General features: G+C 56.2%; 17 protein-coding genes and 1 tRNA gene. 10 read left to right on the top strand and 8 right to left on the bottom strand.

All coding sequences use genetic code 11. The features are described from left to right. Positions 1–47 precede the first annotated feature (47 nt). Both trmFO and AC0TOF_RS06120 read right to left on the bottom strand, forming a co-directional pair. Positions 48–1451, bottom strand: a complete 1404-nt coding sequence (trmFO, locus tag AC0TOF_RS06125; RefSeq protein ID WP_473767556.1) for a methylenetetrahydrofolate--tRNA-(uracil(54)-C(5))-methyltransferase (FADH(2)-oxidizing) TrmFO — start codon at positions 1449–1451, stop codon at positions 48–50. Positions 1452–1716: 265 nt separating this feature from the next. Beyond that, the gene (locus AC0TOF_RS06120) at positions 1717–1863 is read right to left on the bottom strand and encodes a DUF1127 domain-containing protein (protein WP_006466676.1); all 147 of its coding nucleotides are present in this window, start codon (positions 1861–1863) and stop codon (positions 1717–1719) included. 274 nt (positions 1864–2137) lie between these two features. On the opposite strand from AC0TOF_RS06120, the gene AC0TOF_RS06115 reads away from it, so the two are divergent. From AC0TOF_RS06115 to AC0TOF_RS06075, 9 genes are all read left to right on the top strand, one after another. Next, positions 2138–3268 carry a DUF2157 domain-containing protein gene (locus AC0TOF_RS06115; RefSeq protein ID WP_473767555.1) on the top strand — a complete coding sequence of 377 codons (1131 nt, stop codon included), beginning with the start codon at positions 2138–2140 and terminating at the stop codon, positions 3266–3268. Then, entirely contained in the window at positions 3265–3834 is a 570-nt protein-coding gene (locus AC0TOF_RS06110; RefSeq protein ID WP_473767554.1) for a GDYXXLXY domain-containing protein, read from the top strand. Before AC0TOF_RS06115 ends, AC0TOF_RS06110 begins: the two co-directional genes overlap by 4 nt. Before the next feature lie 225 nt (positions 3835–4059). Further along, a tRNA-Leu gene (locus tag AC0TOF_RS06105) sits at positions 4060–4142 on the top strand. An 88-nt stretch (positions 4143–4230) separates the two neighbouring features. Further along, positions 4231–5664 carry a trigger factor gene (gene tig, locus AC0TOF_RS06100; RefSeq protein WP_473767671.1) on the top strand — a complete coding sequence of 478 codons (1434 nt, stop codon included), beginning with the start codon at positions 4231–4233 and terminating at the stop codon, positions 5662–5664. A gap of 84 nt (positions 5665–5748) precedes the next feature. Beyond that, positions 5749–6216 carry a GNAT family N-acetyltransferase gene (locus AC0TOF_RS06095; RefSeq protein WP_473767553.1) on the top strand — a complete coding sequence of 156 codons (468 nt, stop codon included), beginning with the start codon at positions 5749–5751 and terminating at the stop codon, positions 6214–6216. A gap of 143 nt (positions 6217–6359) precedes the next feature. After that, complete coding sequence (gatB, locus tag AC0TOF_RS06090) at positions 6360–7862, top strand: Asp-tRNA(Asn)/Glu-tRNA(Gln) amidotransferase subunit GatB (protein WP_473767552.1); 1503 nt, start codon at positions 6360–6362, stop codon at positions 7860–7862. Beyond that, entirely contained in the window at positions 7862–8365 is a 504-nt protein-coding gene (locus tag AC0TOF_RS06085; RefSeq protein ID WP_122000179.1) for a GNAT family N-acetyltransferase, read from the top strand. The genes gatB and AC0TOF_RS06085 overlap by 1 nt, the downstream gene beginning before the upstream one ends. A gap of 200 nt (positions 8366–8565) precedes the next feature. Then, on the top strand, positions 8566–8976 hold the full coding sequence (locus tag AC0TOF_RS06080; RefSeq protein ID WP_122000180.1) for an NADH:ubiquinone oxidoreductase subunit NDUFA12: 411 nt from the start codon (positions 8566–8568) through the stop codon (positions 8974–8976). 194 nt (positions 8977–9170) lie between these two features. Then, positions 9171–9632, top strand: coding sequence for a DUF2155 domain-containing protein (locus AC0TOF_RS06075; protein WP_122000181.1), 462 nt, complete (start codon positions 9171–9173; stop codon positions 9630–9632). Between the two features lie 51 nt (positions 9633–9683). Here the strand turns inward: AC0TOF_RS06075 and aat are convergent, their stop codons facing one another. The 6 genes from aat to AC0TOF_RS06045 all read right to left on the bottom strand — a co-directional run bounded on the left by aat (position 9684) and on the right by AC0TOF_RS06045 (position 15153). Continuing rightward, a complete protein-coding gene (gene aat / locus AC0TOF_RS06070; protein ID WP_473767670.1) occupies positions 9684–10253 on the bottom strand; it encodes a leucyl/phenylalanyl-tRNA--protein transferase in 570 nt (189 codons plus the stop codon). A gap of 50 nt (positions 10254–10303) precedes the next feature. Continuing rightward, positions 10304–11662 carry an acetyl-CoA carboxylase biotin carboxylase subunit gene (gene accC / locus AC0TOF_RS06065; protein ID WP_006472125.1) on the bottom strand — a complete coding sequence of 453 codons (1359 nt, stop codon included), beginning with the start codon at positions 11660–11662 and terminating at the stop codon, positions 10304–10306. 44 nt (positions 11663–11706) lie between these two features. Further along, positions 11707–12168 (bottom strand): acetyl-CoA carboxylase biotin carboxyl carrier protein, encoded by a 462-nt coding sequence (accB, locus tag AC0TOF_RS06060; protein WP_473767551.1) that lies wholly within the window; start codon positions 12166–12168, stop codon positions 11707–11709. A gap of 1 nt (position 12169) precedes the next feature. Beyond that, on the bottom strand, positions 12170–12643 hold the full coding sequence (gene aroQ / locus AC0TOF_RS06055; protein WP_122000254.1) for a type II 3-dehydroquinate dehydratase: 474 nt from the start codon (positions 12641–12643) through the stop codon (positions 12170–12172). A gap of 244 nt (positions 12644–12887) precedes the next feature. Further along, positions 12888–13688, bottom strand: a complete 801-nt coding sequence (locus tag AC0TOF_RS06050; RefSeq protein ID WP_473767550.1) for a DsbA family protein — start codon at positions 13686–13688, stop codon at positions 12888–12890. A 49-nt stretch (positions 13689–13737) separates the two neighbouring features. Next, positions 13738–15153, bottom strand: a complete 1416-nt coding sequence (locus AC0TOF_RS06045) for a tetratricopeptide repeat protein (protein ID WP_122000185.1) — start codon at positions 15151–15153, stop codon at positions 13738–13740. A gap of 191 nt (positions 15154–15344) precedes the next feature. On the opposite strand from AC0TOF_RS06045, the gene AC0TOF_RS06040 reads away from it, so the two are divergent. After that, positions 15345–16508: a pyridoxal phosphate-dependent aminotransferase gene (locus AC0TOF_RS06040; RefSeq protein ID WP_473767669.1), complete on the top strand. Its 1164-nt coding sequence runs from the start codon at positions 15345–15347 to the stop codon at positions 16506–16508. Positions 16509–16581: the final 73 nt, after the last annotated feature.

The following is a 16581-nucleotide window of genomic DNA, read 5'->3' as shown; positions in this document are numbered from 1 at the left end:
CAAAAAGGACAGGCTTCAGTTTAATCGACCTGAAGCCTGTCGCAATATCACTCAGCCAGCCCCAGCCATTGGCGGCAATCAGCGAGAGCACGCGCGGAAAGCGCACGCTTTTTGGCAATTGTCTTTTCCTTGCCGCGCAGACGCTTGCCTTCGGGCTTCGGCACATCGACGGGCGGGAACAGGCCGAAATTCACATTCATCGGCTGGAACGAACGTTTGCCCGGCTCGTCGTCTGCAACAATATGTCCGCCCGTGATATGCCCAAGCAGGGCACCGAATGCCGTGGTTTCGGGAGGCGGCGTCAACGCTTGCCCCAGCTTCTCGGCGGCTGTGAAACGGCCTGCCAGCAGGCCGATCGCAGACGATTCGACATAGCCTTCGCAGCCCGTCACCTGACCGGCAAAGCGCAATGTCTCGCGTGATTTAAGCCGAAGCGTGCCGTCAAGCAGCACGGGAGAATTCAGATAGGTGTTGCGGTGAAGGCCGCCGAGACGCGCAAATTCAGCGTTCTCCAGCCCCGGAATCATCTTGAAGATGCCCGTCTGCGAGCCGTATTTGAGCTTCGTCTGGAAGCCGACCATATTGTAGAGCGTGCCAAGCGCATTGTCCTGACGAAGCTGCACAACAGCATAGGGCTTTACGGTCGGGTTGTGCGCATTGGTAAGGCCCATCGGCTTCATGGGGCCATGGCGCAAGGTTTCCGCTCCGCGTTCGGCCATCACCTCGATCGGCAGGCAGCCATCGAAATAGGGTGTGCCTTCCCATTCCTTGAAGTCGGTCTTGTCGCCTTCGACCAATGCAGCCACAAAAGCTTCGTACTGCTCCTTGTCCATAGGGCAGTTGATGTAGTCTTTCCCGGTGCCGCCGGGCCCCACCTTGTCATAGCGCGACTGGAACCAGCAGACATCCATATTGATCGAATCAAAATGGATGATCGGCGCAATGGCGTCGAAGAAAGCCAGCGCATCCGCGCCGGTTTGCGCCTGAATGGCCTCCGCCAGCGAGGGGGCGGTCAAAGGCCCGGTGGCAACGATGGTCGTTCCCCATTCCTCCGGCGGCAGGCCGGTGACTTCTTCCCGAACGATGGTAATCAGCGGATGGGCTTCAAGCTTGGCAGTGACGGCCTGCGAAAAACCTTCGCGATCGACAGCCAATGCACCGCCAGCCGGAACCTGATGGGCGTCAGCGCAAGCCATGATGAGCGAACCGGCAAGGCGCATCTCGGCATGAAGAACGCCGACGGCATTGGTTTCGGCATCGTCCGAGCGGAATGAGTTGGAACAGACAAGCTCTGCCAGCTGCTCGGTCTTATGCGCATCGGTGCCGCGCACTGGACGCATTTCGTGCAATATGACGGGCACGCCCGCCTGCGCGAGCTGCCATGCTGCTTCAGAACCGGCAAGGCCGCCGCCGACGACGTGAACGGGAGAAAGATCGGGTGTTTTTGACATGGCCATTCCCTTATCGCCTTTGCTGAACGCCTTCAATGGAGAAGGCGCGCCGGGAAGAGGAATCGAGCCGCAAAAAGAAATGGCATCCGTCGCGGGAGGAGGAGCGACGGATGCCATTATGGTAAGACCGGCATTGGGAGGAGGAGAACCGGTCTTGTTATCGCAGAACCTGGGAGGAGGGTGGTTCTGCGATGAACCAAGTCTGGTGGGAGGAGGAGCCAGACTTGGAGAAACCCGTATCGGGAAAATTATGAGGCTCGTTGAATTAGCGAGCCTTGGTCTGGCGAGCCACGAACGGAATGTCCGCGCGGGAGATGCCAAGATCGTTCAGCTCGCGGGTGGAGAGCTGGCTGAGTTCATTGACGGTGTCGCGGTAACGGCGCCAGTTGTTGTAAGAGCGAAGCAGGTTCATCGTGCTATTCCTTCATCGTTGAGGAACTGGAGTTCTGTTCAATTCATTTCGTTTGTTGGCCATGATATAAGCTATTGTTTTCGCAGGTTGCAGACCCGACTTTGCATAGCTGCTCTGCGGGTTCTGCACGTCACTCTAAATCGATTAGACTGGTAGGGCACAAAATTGCCGCAAAGCGATTTGATCCACTCTTTGCCGCCAGCGCGGTTTCCTATATGTTCTCAACCGCTTACGGTTGCGGCAGCAACAACTGACGGAATGAGCAGGAGCTAATTTGTCATTTTCCATATCTGTTGAGCGCCTGATAGAGCGATGGCAGCGGGACGGCCTGATCGATGCGGAGACTGCATCGAAATTGAACGCCGACCTTGAAAAGCGGGCTTCGGTCTTCAGTCTCGGTTCCGTTCTGGCCACCCTTGGCGGGCTGCTTCTTGGTGCAGCCGTTATCATGCTCGTTGCCGCTAACTGGCAGGAAATGCCGCGCCTCATGCGCATCGGCCTCATATTCGTTCTTATATGGACAAGCTATCTCGGTGGCGCGTGGCGGCAAGCTCGGGGTGACAAGCTGTTCCCGGCGGCACTCTATATTGTAGGGGCCGCATCCTTCGGGGCAGGGCTGGCGCTTGTGGGGCAAATGTATCATTTGTCCGGCGACATCCATTCCGCCGCAATCTATTGGTCCGTTGGCGTCTTGATTTCGGCCTTTCTTCTGCGCGCGCCAGTGTTGGCGGCTTTTGGTGCTGGCGTCGCCTGCTTTTATCTTTCCACCTATGTGTTTGATACCTCGTCCTATGACGACATGACTTATCGCTGGGTCGGGCCGCTGCTTTTGCTGTTCGGGGCAGTGGCGGCCTTGTTCACACGCTCGCGGCATGCGGCGCATCTGTGGGCCATGTTCTCCATCGGTTGGGCTTTGCTCATTTATGCCGAGCACGAGAGCAATACGGTGCTGGTACTTATGCTGGTCGTGGGAAACGGCCTGATACTTGCTGACGGTTTTGCTCATGCGACGGTGCAAAGATTGACCCGCTTCGCACATCCGCTGGCGGCATACGGTCTGGCTCTCGCGCTGCTGGCGCTCATCACGCTTCAGCTCAACCAAGCGCTCTCTTATTCCAGCGATGGCGCAAGTCTGGATAGGGACATATTATATAGCATCTTCATACTGGCGCTTGCGATTGGAGCGATTGCTGTTGCCGGACGGAATAATGGCGGCCTGCGCTCCATCGCCTATGCCGCATTTTCGATTCAGGTTCTCTATCTGGCTTTTGAGACGGTCGGCACCATGATTGGGACCTCCGGTTTCTTTCTGACTGCGGGCATTCTGGTCTTGTTGCTGGCTGCGTTCGTGCGGCGCATGGAGAACCGTTTCGGAAGGAAAAGCAGTGTGGAGGTGCATCCATGACCACTCGGTTCAAATGGCTCTATGTCGGGGCGACGATAGCCGCATTGCTGCAAACCGGCATTCTTTATGCCGGCATCGAAAAACGCGCCTCGGTCCTGCGCTCAGGCGCGGAAGTAACACTCCAGACGGAACCTTTCGACCCGCGCGACCTGATGCGTGGCGACTATGTTGTGCTGGGTTACGAGATATCCAGCCTGGCAAGAAAGGACATAGCGGGCACGCCTTCCGCCGGTTCGCGCACTGTCTATGTGGCGGTGAAGCCTGATGCGGACGGCATAGCGCGGTTTTCGCGCGCTTCATTCGCACCTCTTTCGGAGCTTGCAGCGGGCGAAGTGCAGATTCGCGGCGAAGCCGCCTATTTCATATCCGATGATCCGCAATCGAATGTTCGTCTCAATTTCGGCATCGAACGATATTATGTGCCTGAAGGGCAGGGACGGGCGATCGAGGACAGCCAGCAAGAGCGTCGGATCACCGCTGTTGTTGCCGTCGATCCGAAAGGAATGCCGGTCATAAAAGCCCTGCAGGAAGACGGAAGGCAGCTCTATCAGGAGCCACTTTATTGATGCCGAGAGCGCCCCTTGTTTCAAAAGGGTTGGCTGACGGCGAAGGATCGCTATATAGAGACGGAAAAGGGTAGCCAGATCGAACCCGGTAATTCTCTACGGGAAGGCGGCTTTTTTCCTTTGAACCGGGAAAATTGGATGATATAGAGACGCGCGCTTTCGAGGGGCGGTTCAATATCTGAGACGAATAATGGTGTGTTCTGAGGAATGCGCTTCGGTTCAGAAGCGGATGTGGCGAAATTGGTAGACGCACCAGATTTAGGTTCTGGCGGGAGACCGTGGGGGTTCGAGTCCCTCCATCCGCACCAACTGCCATAAGGCAAAAGAATTTCTCTCCCGCGACAAGGCAAGTAAGCCGGTGACGGCGGGACAATGACAAGAAGTGAAGGTTTGAACATGCAGGTTACCGAAACGCTCAATGAAGGGCTGAAGCGCGAGATTAAAGTCGTGGTTCCGGCCAAGGACCTCGAAGCCAAGCTCTCGGAGCGGCTCGAAACTGCGCGCGGTCGCGCCAAGATCAACGGCTTCCGCCCGGGCAAGGTTCCTGCAGGTCATCTGCGCAAGATGTACGGCAAGTCCTTCATGGCCGAGATCGTCAACGAAATCCTCAACGATTCGTCGCGCTCGATTCTCGCTGACCGCAACGAAAAGTCGGCGACCCAGCCCGAAGTCATCATGTCGGAAGACGAGAAAGAGGCCGAAAAGGTTCTCGACGGCAAGGCCGATTTCGTTTTCTCGCTGAACTACGAAGTTCTGCCGGCAATCGAAGTCAAGGACTTCTCCAAGATCGCCGTTACCCGTGAAGTCGTCGATATTTCCGATGAGGAAGTCGATGAGCAGGTGAAGCGCATCGCTTCTTCGACCCGCACCTTCGAAACCAAGAAGGGCAAGGCAGAAAACGAAGATCGCGTTACCATCGATTATCTCGGCAAGCTCGACGGCGAGCCGTTCGAAGGTGGCGCCGACAACGATGCGCAGCTCGTTCTCGGTTCCGGCCAGTTCATTCCGGGCTTCGAAGAACAGCTCGTTGGCCTCAAGGCTGGTGACGAGAAGGTTATCAACGTTACGTTCCCTGCTGAATATGGCGCCGCTCACCTGGCTGGCAAGGAAGCTACCTTCGACATCAAGGTCAAGGAAGTTGCCAAGCCGAACGAACTCGTTCTCGATGACGAAACCGCCAAGAAGCTCGGCATTGAATCGCTTGAGCGTCTGCGTCAGGTCGTTCGCGAACAGATCGAAAGCCAGTACGGCCAGATCACCCGCCAGAAGGTAAAGCGTCAGATTCTCGACGCTCTGGATGGCGACTACCAGTTCGAAACGCCGCAGAAGCTTGTTGACGCTGAGTTCAACAACATCTGGCAGCAGATCAACTTCGACCTGCAGCAGGCTGGCCGCACCTTCGAAGACGAAGAAACCACCGAAGAAGCTGCTCGCGAAGAATATCGCAAGCTCGCCGAGCGTCGCGTTCGTCTTGGCCTCGTTCTCTCCGAAATCGGCGAGAAGGCAGGCGTGGAAGTAACGGAAGAAGAACTGCAGCGCGCGGTTTACGATCAGGTTCGTCGCTATCCGGGCCAGGAAAAGGAAATCTACGAATTCCTGCGCAAGACGCCGGATGCCGTTGCCAACCTGCGCGCCCCGATCTTTGAAGAAAAGGTCGTTGACCATCTGCTCGCCAACATCAACGTGACCGACAAGAAGGTCTCGAAGGAAGAGCTGACGGCTGAAGACGAAGATGCAGCTTCGGAAGCAAAGCCTGCCAAGAAGGCGGCTGCGAAGAAGAAGGCCGCTCCGAAGAAGAAAGCCGACGAAGACAAGTCTGAAGAGGCTTAATTCTTCCAAGGTTGATCCATACGAGAAGGCCGCGCATTGCGCGGCCTTTTCATTTCAAGTTCAATTTGCCGTTGGAGCTGTGACATGAATGGATTGCCATATCTCCATCTGAAACTGACGATGCACGAAGAGCCCCGCCAACCTGCATGGCCAGCCGATGTCAGCGTAGTTACGTTTGCTAGCGAGTATGCCCGAGCCACCCATGATTTGCTGGTTCGTGCCTATGCCGGGGGTGGCGGTTCGGTCGCCGGTTTCGACAACTGGTACAATGGGCTGATAGCCGATAGCGAGTACGATCCGGAACTGGCCGTTCTGGTTCTCGATCAGTCCCATCGGCCTGTAGCATTTGTGCAGTGCTGGAATAGTGGCTTCATAAAGGATCTAGTTGTCGATCCAGGCAGGCGGCGGGAAGGTTTGGGAGAGGCACTTTTGATTCATGTTCTTCGACTTTTCGTTCACCGTGGTCAGGCAACGGTTAGTTTGAAAGTGGACCGGAACAACCCTTCTGGCGCCGAAAAGCTTTACAGACATATAGGTTTTAGCGAAGTCTGAGCTGGGAAGCTCCATACGAAAGCTTGAGCAAATCACGTCGAAGGGCAGAGAAGGCTTGCCAGTCTTCGCCGTTTGTTTTAGCCAAAGTCAGATAGAATTTTTGCTGCGCATTGCGTCGCACAGGAAGAGATAGACGAGTTACTATGACCCTTATTGATACGCGCACGCCAGAACCGAAACGCTTCATCTCCGGCGCCACGGGCGACTGGGAAGTCGTCATCGGCATGGAAGTCCATGCGCAGGTCACGTCGGAATCGAAGCTGTTTTCAGGCGCCTCCACTTCGTTCGGTGCAGAGCCCAACTCCAATGTTTCCCTTGTTGATGCGGCCATGCCGGGCATGTTGCCGGTCATCAATCTGGAATGCGTCAAGCAGGCGGTTCGCACGGGCATTGGGCTCAATGCGCAGATCAATCTGAAGTCGGTTTTCGATCGCAAGAACTATTTCTATCCCGATCTGCCGCAGGGCTATCAGATTTCGCAGTTCAAGCAGCCCATCGTCGGTGAAGGCAAGATCATGATTTCGGTCGGCCCGGACAATAAGGGCCAGTTCGAAGACGTGGAAATCGGCATCGAGCGCCTGCATCTGGAGCAGGACGCAGGCAAGTCCATGCACGACCAGCATCCAACCATGTCCTATGTCGACCTGAACCGTTCTGGCGTCGCCTTGATGGAAATTGTGTCCAAGCCGGACCTGCGCTCGTCGGATGAGGCGCGCGCCTATCTGACCAAGCTGCGCACGATTGTCCGCTATCTCGGCACCTGCGATGGCAACATGGACGAAGGCTCGATGCGCGCCGACGTGAACGTTTCGGTTCGTCGTCCCGGTGGCGAGTTCGGCACGCGTTGCGAAATCAAGAACGTCAACTCGATCCGTTTCGTCGGTCAGGCCATCGAATATGAAGCGCGCCGCCAGATTGCGATTCTCGAGGATGGCGGCTCCATCGATCAGGAAACGCGCCTGTTCGACCCGATAAAGGGTGAAACACGCTCCATGCGCTCCAAGGAAGAAGCGCACGATTACCGCTATTTCCCTGATCCTGATCTGCTTCCGCTCGAGTTCGATCAGGCCTTCGTCGATGCGTTGGCCGCAGAACTGCCGGAGCTGCCGGACGTCAAGAAGCAGCGTCTTGTCGAAAAGCAGGGCATTTCCGTTTATGACGCCTCGATCCTTGTGACCGAGAAGGCCATTGCCGATTATTATGAAGCCGTTGCTGCCGGTCGTGACGGCAAGGCCGCCGCAAACTGGGTCATCAACGATCTTCTCGGCGCGCTGAACAAGGCGGGCAAGGATATCGAGGAATCGCCGATCAATCCTGACCAGCTTGGTGCGATCATCGATCTCATCAAGGAAGGCACGATTTCCGGCAAAATCGCCAAGGATCTTTTCGAAATCGTCTGGAATGAGGGCGGTGACCCGAAGACTCTCGTTGAAGAACGGGGCATGAAGCAGGTCACGGATACCGGTGCGATCGAGAAGGCCGTGGATGACGTTATCGCCGCCAATCCGGAAAAAGTCGAGCAGGCGAAAGCCAAGCCGACACTGGCCGGCTGGTTCGTCGGTCAGGTCATGAAGGCAACGGGTGGCAAAGCCAACCCGCAATCCGTCAATGAACTGGTCAAGACCAAGCTCGGGATCGAAGAATAATGTGGGTCAGAAGCGCGACAGAAGCCGATCTCAAGGCAGTGCATGAACTGCTTGTATCGACTTGGCACGCGACCTTCGATGACCTCCTCGGGCGGGAAATGGTGAATGCCGTTACCGCCCAGTGGCACAGCATCGCTGTACTGAAGGCCAATCTTAAGAAGCCTTACTCGGAGTTCATCGTTGCCGACAACGGCAATGGCGGCATCGACGGAATGGCTTTTGCCAGCCAGTCCGAAGAAGGCAAGGCTTCGCTGCATCAGCTTTATGTCCGCCCTGATACGCAGGTTCAGGGGATTGGGACGATGCTTCTCGCTGAAATCGAGATGGCTTTTCCCGGTGTCAAGACGATGAAGCTCGAAGTGATCGAGAGAAACGCCAAGGCGGTCAATTTCTATGAGCGCAAGGGCTACAGCAAGGTCGGCCGCAACGAAGATTGGGGCGATCCCAATTGCAAGGAGCCGGTGCTGGTCATGGAAAAGACGCTCGAAGGCTGGAATATGTAAAGCATGTCCCCCAAAATGGAGACCGGTTTGGGGAGCAAGACATGCGAGAATATAAAAGCCTGAAGCGCGTAGCGCTTTGGGCTCTTCATACTCTTGTGACAGCGGCAACTTGACCCTTGCCATGGCCGGGCGATAGGGCCATAAGCAAGAAAACCCGGTGGTTCTGACCACCTGTGGCAATGATGGATCTGGAATAGGTCATGAAGAAATTTATTACGCAAGTTTTCACCTGGTGGAACGGCCAGACGCTCGGCACACGGTTTCATACGTGGCGCAAGGGCGAGCGCGTCGGTGAGGACGAGTTCGGCAATATCTATTATCAAGGCGGCAAGGACTCTGAAGGTCGCACGCGCCGCTGGGTAATCTTCAATGGCTATGCCGAGGCCAGCGCTATTCCTCCGGGCTGGCATGGCTGGATGCATCATCGCGTCGACACGCCGCCGTCCAAGGAAGATTATAAGCCGCGTGATTGGCAGAAGCCGCATCTGCAGAACCTGACCGGTTCTCCGCTGGCTTATCGTCCGAAGGGCGCCATTGCCCGTCCGGGTGCGGAGCCTGCGGAACGTCCGCGCGTGACCGGCGAATATGATGCCTGGACACCGGGCAACTGATAATCTGTTGCGGACTTTGTCCGGCGCGTTATTCCGCGCCGGATTTCTTATGTCCGACTTTTGACGCTATCGCGAAAAGGCTTGAGGATAGATGGTTTGCTTCACCCTCTGGGGCTGCATTGCGGCTTGCGACAGGGCAACGAATCGTCACAATTCATGCTTAGGAATTGTTCCAGCTTAATTTAACCCTTTGGATGCGGATCTCCGTTTTGACGAAGCAATCTCCCGGCAACGGAAAAAACTCGATCAAAAGGGCTTTTCAGCTTGCCCTGATCTCGTTCATGGCGACCGCCGGCTGCTTTCAGGCAGCGATGGCCGAACGCATTACCAATCCGGTTGCGGAGTTCTCGGGTCTCGACAAAATTACAGGCCGCATTACCACCTTTGATGTCTACATTAATGAGACCGTTCAGTTCGGCGCTCTCCAGGTAACGCCGAAAGTCTGTTATTCGCGTACGGAGAATGAAGCACCACGCACGGACGGCTTCGTTCAGGTCGATGAGATTACGCTGGATCGGAAAATACGCCGTATCTTTACCGGCTGGATGTTTGCCGATAGCCCCGGCCTCAATGCTGTCGAGCACCCGATCTATGACGTCTGGCTGAAGGACTGCAAGCAGAAGTCGGAAGTGCCTCCGCCGGATCAGCGCAAATAAACTCAGCCTTTTGTTTACGCATCATTCTTTGCAAACCGTAGGCGGTGTGCTCTAGAAACGCGCGGTTCCGTCGAGCGCCGTTTCCAGCAGTCTCTCGTATTTCTTTCTTGGAACTTCCACGGCGCCGAATCTCTCAAGATGCGGCGTGGTGAACTGGGTGTCGAGAAGAACGAAGCCTCGGCTGACCAGATGCTGGACCAGATAGGCCAGGCAGACCTTGGACGCATCCCGCTTGCGCGTAAACATGCTCTCGCCGAAAAAGGCGCGCCCGAGCGTGACGCCGTAAAGTCCGCCGACAAGCTTGCCGTCATGCCACGCTTCGACCGTGTGACAATGCCCGATTTCGAACAGTTTTCTGTAGGCTTCGCGAATTGGACCATTGATCCACGTGCGCGCGCGCTCGCCGGTTCCGCTGGCGCACCCTTCGATCACGCCATCGAAATCGCTATCGAGCTTTATGTCGAAAATGCCCTGTCGGATCGTTTTCTGGAGGCTTTTGGGAATATGGAAGCCATCGAGGGGGATAACGCCGCGCCTCTCGGGACGAACCCAGAAGACTTCCGGATCGTCGGCTTCTTCGGCCATGGGAAATATTCCCGTGGCATAGGCCCGCAGGAGCAGCTCCGGTTCGATTGAATAGTCGTCCGGGGACACTCCTGCGGTCACTTTCGTCAGGCGCTTTCGCTCTTGGTTTTCTTGGCCAGATATTTTTCCAGCCAATGAATGTCGTAGTCGCCGTTGGCAATGTCCTGATTTGCAATCAGGTCCTGGAAGAGAGGCAGGGTGGTTTTAACGCCATCCACCACGAACTCGTCCAGCGCGCGGCGCAGACGCATCATGCATTCCACGCGGTTGCGGCCATGCACAATGAGCTTGCCGATAAGGCTGTCGTAGTAAGGCGGAATGCGATAGCCGGAATAGACGCCCGAATCCACGCGGATGCCAAGGCCGCCCGGCGTGTGATAATGGGTGATCAGGCCCGGCGAGGGCGCAAACGTCAGCGGATCTTCCGCGTTGATACGGCACTCGATTGCATGGCCGGAGAAGCGGATGTCCTTCTGCTTGACCGACAGGCCGAGACCGGCCGCAACGCGAATCTGCTCGTGAACAAGATCGATGCCGGTGATGGCTTCCGTAATCGGGTGTTCCACCTGAAGACGCGTGTTCATCTCAATGAAATAGAATTCGCCGTCTTCGTAAAGGAACTCGATCGTTCCCGCACCGCGGTAGCCTAGTTCCGCGCAGGCATTGGCGCAGACCATGCCGATCTTGTCGCGTGCCTCGGCATTGAGCGCCGGTGAATTGGCTTCTTCCCATACCTTCTGGTGACGGCGCTGCAACGAGCAGTCGCGTTCGCCCAGATGAATGGCATTGCCAGCCCCATCACCCATGACCTGGACTTCGATGTGACGCGGCTTTTCGAGATACTTCTCGATATAGACTGCGTCATCGCCAAAGGCTGCACCGGCTTCCGAGCGAGCGGTTGCAAGAGCGATGGAAAGATCTTCCTCGCTGCGGGCGACCTTCATGCCGCGTCCGCCGCCACCGGCCGAAGCCTTGATGATGACCGGATAACCGATTTCCTTGGCAATGCGGGCAGCTTCCACATCGTCCGTCACACCGCCATCGGATCCGGGAACGACCGGAATGCCGAGGCGCTTTGCGGTGCGCTTGGCTTCGATCTTGTCGCCCATGATGCGGATATGCGAAGCGGTGGGGCCGATGAAAGTGATGCCGTGTGCTTCCAGGATTTCCGCAAACTTGGCATTTTCCGACAGAAAGCCGTAGCCCGGATGGATAGCGTCGGCGCCGGTGATCTCGCAGGCTGCAACGATCTGATGGATGTTCAGATAGCTGTCGCGCGATGGCGGCGGGCCGATGCACACACTTTCGTCTGCCAGGCGCACATGCATCGCATCGGCGTCTGCCGTGGAGTGGACGGCGACGGTCTTGATGCCCAGTTCCTTACAAGCCCTGAGCACGCGAAGAGCGATTTCGCCACGATTGGCTATGAGTATCTTTTGAAACATTGCGCTTTGCTGCCCGTTCATTGAATAAGCCGTATTCTGCTATCTTATTCGATTACTACGAGCGGCTCACCGAATTCTACCGGCTGAGCGTCTTCGATGAGGATGGCCTTTACAGTACCGGCGCGCGGGGCCGGAATCTGGTTCATCGTCTTCATGGCTTCGATGATGAGGAGGGTCTGGCCTTCCTTCACCTGCGTGCCGACTTCGATGAAGTTGCGGGCGCCGGGAGCCGGAGCGAGATAGGCGGTGCCAACCATCGGCGACGGAACGGCGTTCTTCGACAGGTCGGCCTTTGTCGGCTCGGCGGCTGCAACCGGCGCAGGAGCGGCTGCGACAGGCGCTGCGGCAGGCATAACAGTTGCTGCGGCCTGAACCGTAACCTTGCGCGAAACGCGGATACGCAGGTCGCCGTGTTCGACTTCGATGTCGGTCAGGTCGGTTTCATTGAGAATATCCGCCAGGTCGCGGATCGTTTCCTTGTCGATGACGGAATTTTTGCTGGACATATCAGGCCCCTTTAACGCTTTGCCCGTTGTTTTCTTCTTCTTTGGCAATTGCCGCAAGCGCGCGCAGACCGAGCAGGTATCCTTCCGCGCCAAAGCCGCAAATAACGCCTCTGGCGACTGCGGATACATAGGAGTGATGCCGGAAAGCCTCACGCGCATGTATGTTCGAAAGATGCACTTCCACGACCGTTACCTTGGCCGAGCGGATTGCATCGTGAATAGCAACCGAAGTGTGGCTGTAGGCGGCAGGATTGATGAGGACATAGGCGCTTTTATCGCCTGCTTCCTGAATCCAGCTCACCAGATCGCCTTCGTAGTTGGACTGACGGAAGTCGACATCAAGCCCGAGTTGACCAGCCTCACGCTTGCAGCTCGCTTCGATATCTTCGAGCGTTGCTACACCATATATCCCAGGTTCCCGTTTTCCGAGAAGATTGAGATTAGGGCCGTTCAAAACAAAAACCGTTTTTGCCATATCCGTCCGCGACTGATAACGCACTACCACGAAATTTCGGTACACTTCGCATTTCATATAGAGGGCTTGGACGCAAGTCGAAACCCTCTAAATCATCGCAGATGTTTTGCCGAACCGGTTTTTCCCGCTATTCTGTGCAAAATGAGCAGGCAATACGGCAATTTCTGTTCATCCAAGACGAATATTCAATGGCATGGCTTAAACTGTTTCACCAAAGGTGTCCGTCAAGCCATGGCCATATTGCTTATTTGCTTGATGCAGCGCGTGCCGCCGCGATTCTCTCAACAAGCCCGTCGACGCCGATCGCGCCGGGAACCAGTTCATCGCCGATGATGTAGGATGGCGTGCCGGTAATGTTGAGCTGCTGCGCCAGCTGATAAGTTTGCTGGAAAGCGCCGGTAATGGCCGGGTCCTTCATCTTTTCGCGCAGCTGCGCTTCATCGGCTCCCAGTTTCACGGCATCGGCGATGGCGGAGTCTTCCGTCGCACGTTCTTGCGCGCCCAGCAGCACTTCGTGGAATTCAGCATATTTTTCCGGCATCAACGCTCTGAACGCCTGCGCCACGATATGCGCCTTGGCGGAATCCGGTCCTAGAATCGGAAACTCCTTCATGACGAACCGCACATTCTTGTCGGTTTTCAGGATGGCTTCCATATCCGGCAGGGCCCGCTTGCAGTAACCGCAATTGTAGTCAAAAAACTCGTAGACCGTCACGTCGCCTTCCGGATTGCCGAAGACCGCGTCGTGCTTGGGATCGTAAAGGGTGCTGCGATTGGCGGCCAATACCTGCTTGATCTGCTCCTGCGCTGCATGTGCTTGCTTGGTTTCAAGGGCACTTTGCACTTCCAGCATTATTTCTGGATTCTGGATGAGATAGTTGCGGACGACATTTTCAATGGCCTGCTGGTTCATTGCCATGGGAGCGGCAGCAGGGCTTTCGATAGGGGCAGGAGCCTGCCGGGCGGTGCCCGCGTAATAGCCCACCGCCAGCGCTGCAACGCCCACTATGCCGCTGGCAAGCGTGATGGAAACTGCGTTCTTCATTCCAAATTCCAATCTGTTTTGAATATCAGCGTCAGGCTTGAATGCAGCCTTACTTGCTTTTCTTGGTATTGATGATGTCCTGCGCTCGCAGCCAGTCCGGTGTCCCGGGCTTCATCTGCTTTTGCGCCCGGATGGCGAAGATCTGGGCCTGTTGAAGCTTGCCCGAATAATAATTCATGTCGGCGGTGGCAAGATCGGCGAGCGCCATATCGCCCTGTTGACCGTAAGCTTGCGCCAGGTAACCGTATCCTCCGGGAAATTCCGGATCGGAAGCAATGCCTGCCTTGATCTCCTTGATTGCCGTCGGCATGCTTGTCTTTGCTCCGGTGAGCATGAGCGCGCGCCCATAGCTCATGCGCAGCAGCGGCGATTTACGCGGATCAAGCGAGACGGCCTTCTGGAAAGCATTCGCCGCTCCTGCGGCATCATTGGCCTTCAGCAAGACTTCGCCACGCATTTCCTGGAAATACGGGTTTTTCGGCTGTTCCTTGACCAATGCATCGAACTTCGGCAGCGCAGCGCGGGCCGAGCCGTTCAGGAATGTCGTGATTGCATTGCCGTAACGGGCAGCCAGACCGCCGGGATTGCTACGGAACATGCGTTGCAGCGCACCCATATTGCCGGAATAGGCGGCAATCTTCGCGCGAGCCATGTCGTGGCGCAATTGCAAGGCCGGGGAATCGCTCTTGTTGAAATACGGACTTTTTCTCGCAAGCTCTTCCAGATTGGCAATTCGCTCGCGCGGGAGAGGGTGGCTGATGCGATACTGGTCGATCTGGGTACCCGTAAGCGACAATGCCGATGCAAAGCGCTCGAAAGTATCGAGCATGCCCTTGGTTGATTGGCCCGTGGCATTGAGATAGTTCACGGCAAGCCGATCGGCTGTCATTTCTTCTGTACGCTGATAGTTGAGCAGACTGCGCATGGCCATTTCGCTTGAGCCCATTGCAATACCTGCACCGGCTCCTGCTGCATTGCCGCTGCCGCTTGCAGCACCCGCAACACCGGCTCCAACACCAAGCAGCATGCCTATAATCGCCATGTTGCGAGCACGGCTCAACTGTTCACGCAAGCGCTCCTGATGCCCTCCGGCAAGATGCCCCGATTCGTGTGCGATCACGCCAATGATTTCATTGGGCGTTTCCGCCTGCATGATCGCGCCCGTATTGATGAAGATACGTCGTCCATCGACAAAGGCATTAAAGCTCTGGGAATTCACGAGAATAACCCGGATGCCGCGGCCACCCAGACCCGCCGCCTTGAGGATCGGCGCGGCATAATCAGCTACGAGTGCCTCGATTTCCGCGTCTCGAACGATAGGCACGCCGCCGCCCCGCGACTGCGCGAGTGCGGGCAAGGCACTTGTGACGGCTATGGACGCCGCGGCCAAGACGGCGACCGAACGTCGAACCAAACTATGGAAAGAAAATCTCTTGGCTGGGAAAGGTGAAGTCATCATCCCCATCGTGCTGTTCTTCCTTCTTCAAACTGGCTCGAATCTTATAGCCTTTGCATTCAATCACCGATAGCGGAGGTGCAGGATAATCTCCATCTCGGGATTTGATCGCATTTTCTCAAACGCTGCTGTTGCATTACCAATCCGACGATTATACGGCGGGTGTGTAAAGCGTCATTCGCAATTTCCTGGAGGTAATGGTGGTCACTCTTTCCAGCCGCAGCGCAGTTGAGCCCTTTCACGCCATGGACGTTCTGGCAGAGGCTAACCGCCGTCGCGCCGCCGGGCATCCGATTATTTCCATGGCGGTAGGCCAGCCTGCCGATCCCGCACCCGCCGCTGTCCGGCAGGCTGCCGAACGCGCCTTGAAGGACGGCCGCATCGGATACACCGACGCTCTGGGTCTGATTGAACTGCGGGAGGCGATTGCCGCGCATTATGCCGACCATTACGGTATTTCGGTTTCACCGGAGCGCATTGCGGTCACGACCGGCTCATCTGCTGCCTTCAATCTGGCCTTCGTGGTCTACTTCGATCCGGGTGACAGAGTTGCGATTACCCGTCCCGGCTATCCTGCGTACCGCAATATATTGACGGCTCTTGGTCTTGAGGTCGTGGAAATACCGACCGGCAATGGAACATCGGCATCGCTTACTGCCGAAGCGCTGGCGGCGGCACATGCGGAAAAACCCTTGAAAGGCGTGCTGTTTGCCAGCCCGGCCAATCCAACCGGCGCGGTCATCGACAAGCCGGAATTGAAAGCCATTATCGAAACGGCGCGCGATCTGGGTATCCGGGTCATTTCAGATGAAATCTACCACAGGCTTTCCTATGAAACCGATGACGTCACGGCGTTGGAGATTTCCAACGATGTAACGGTCATCAACTCGTTCTCCAAATATTACTGCATGACAGGCTGGCGGATCGGCTGGATGGTTCTTCCCGAAGGCGATATTCGCGCAATCGAGCGGCTGAGCCAGAGCCTTTATATCTCCGCGCCGGAGCTTTCGCAGCGCGCCGCCATCGAGGCTTTTCATGCCACCGCCGAACTGGAGCGGGTGAAGGATCGCTACCGTCAGAACCGGTTGGTCCTGTTGGATCATTTGCCACGCATCGGCCTCAGCCTTGCTGCGCCAATGGATGGCGCATTCTATGCATATTGCGATGTATCGCGCTTTACCAATGACAGCATGGAATTTGCCCAGCGGATGATTGCTGAAATCAACATAGGCGCGACGCCTGGACGTGATTTCGACCCGCTGGACGGGCATCGCACGATGCGCTTTTCCTATGCTGGCAAGATTGAGGAAATGGAAGAGGCCGTCCGCAGGCTGGAAGACTGGTTGCCACAACAGAGAGCCTGATTACTCAGCTTGTGAAAATGCCATTCTCAATCTTAAAAACATAAAAAAAACCGGCGTTTCCGCCGGTTTTTTT

This window comes from Ochrobactrum sp. PL_is501, assembly GCF_055816895.1.
This window is presented reverse-complemented; position numbering and strand designations above follow the sequence as displayed.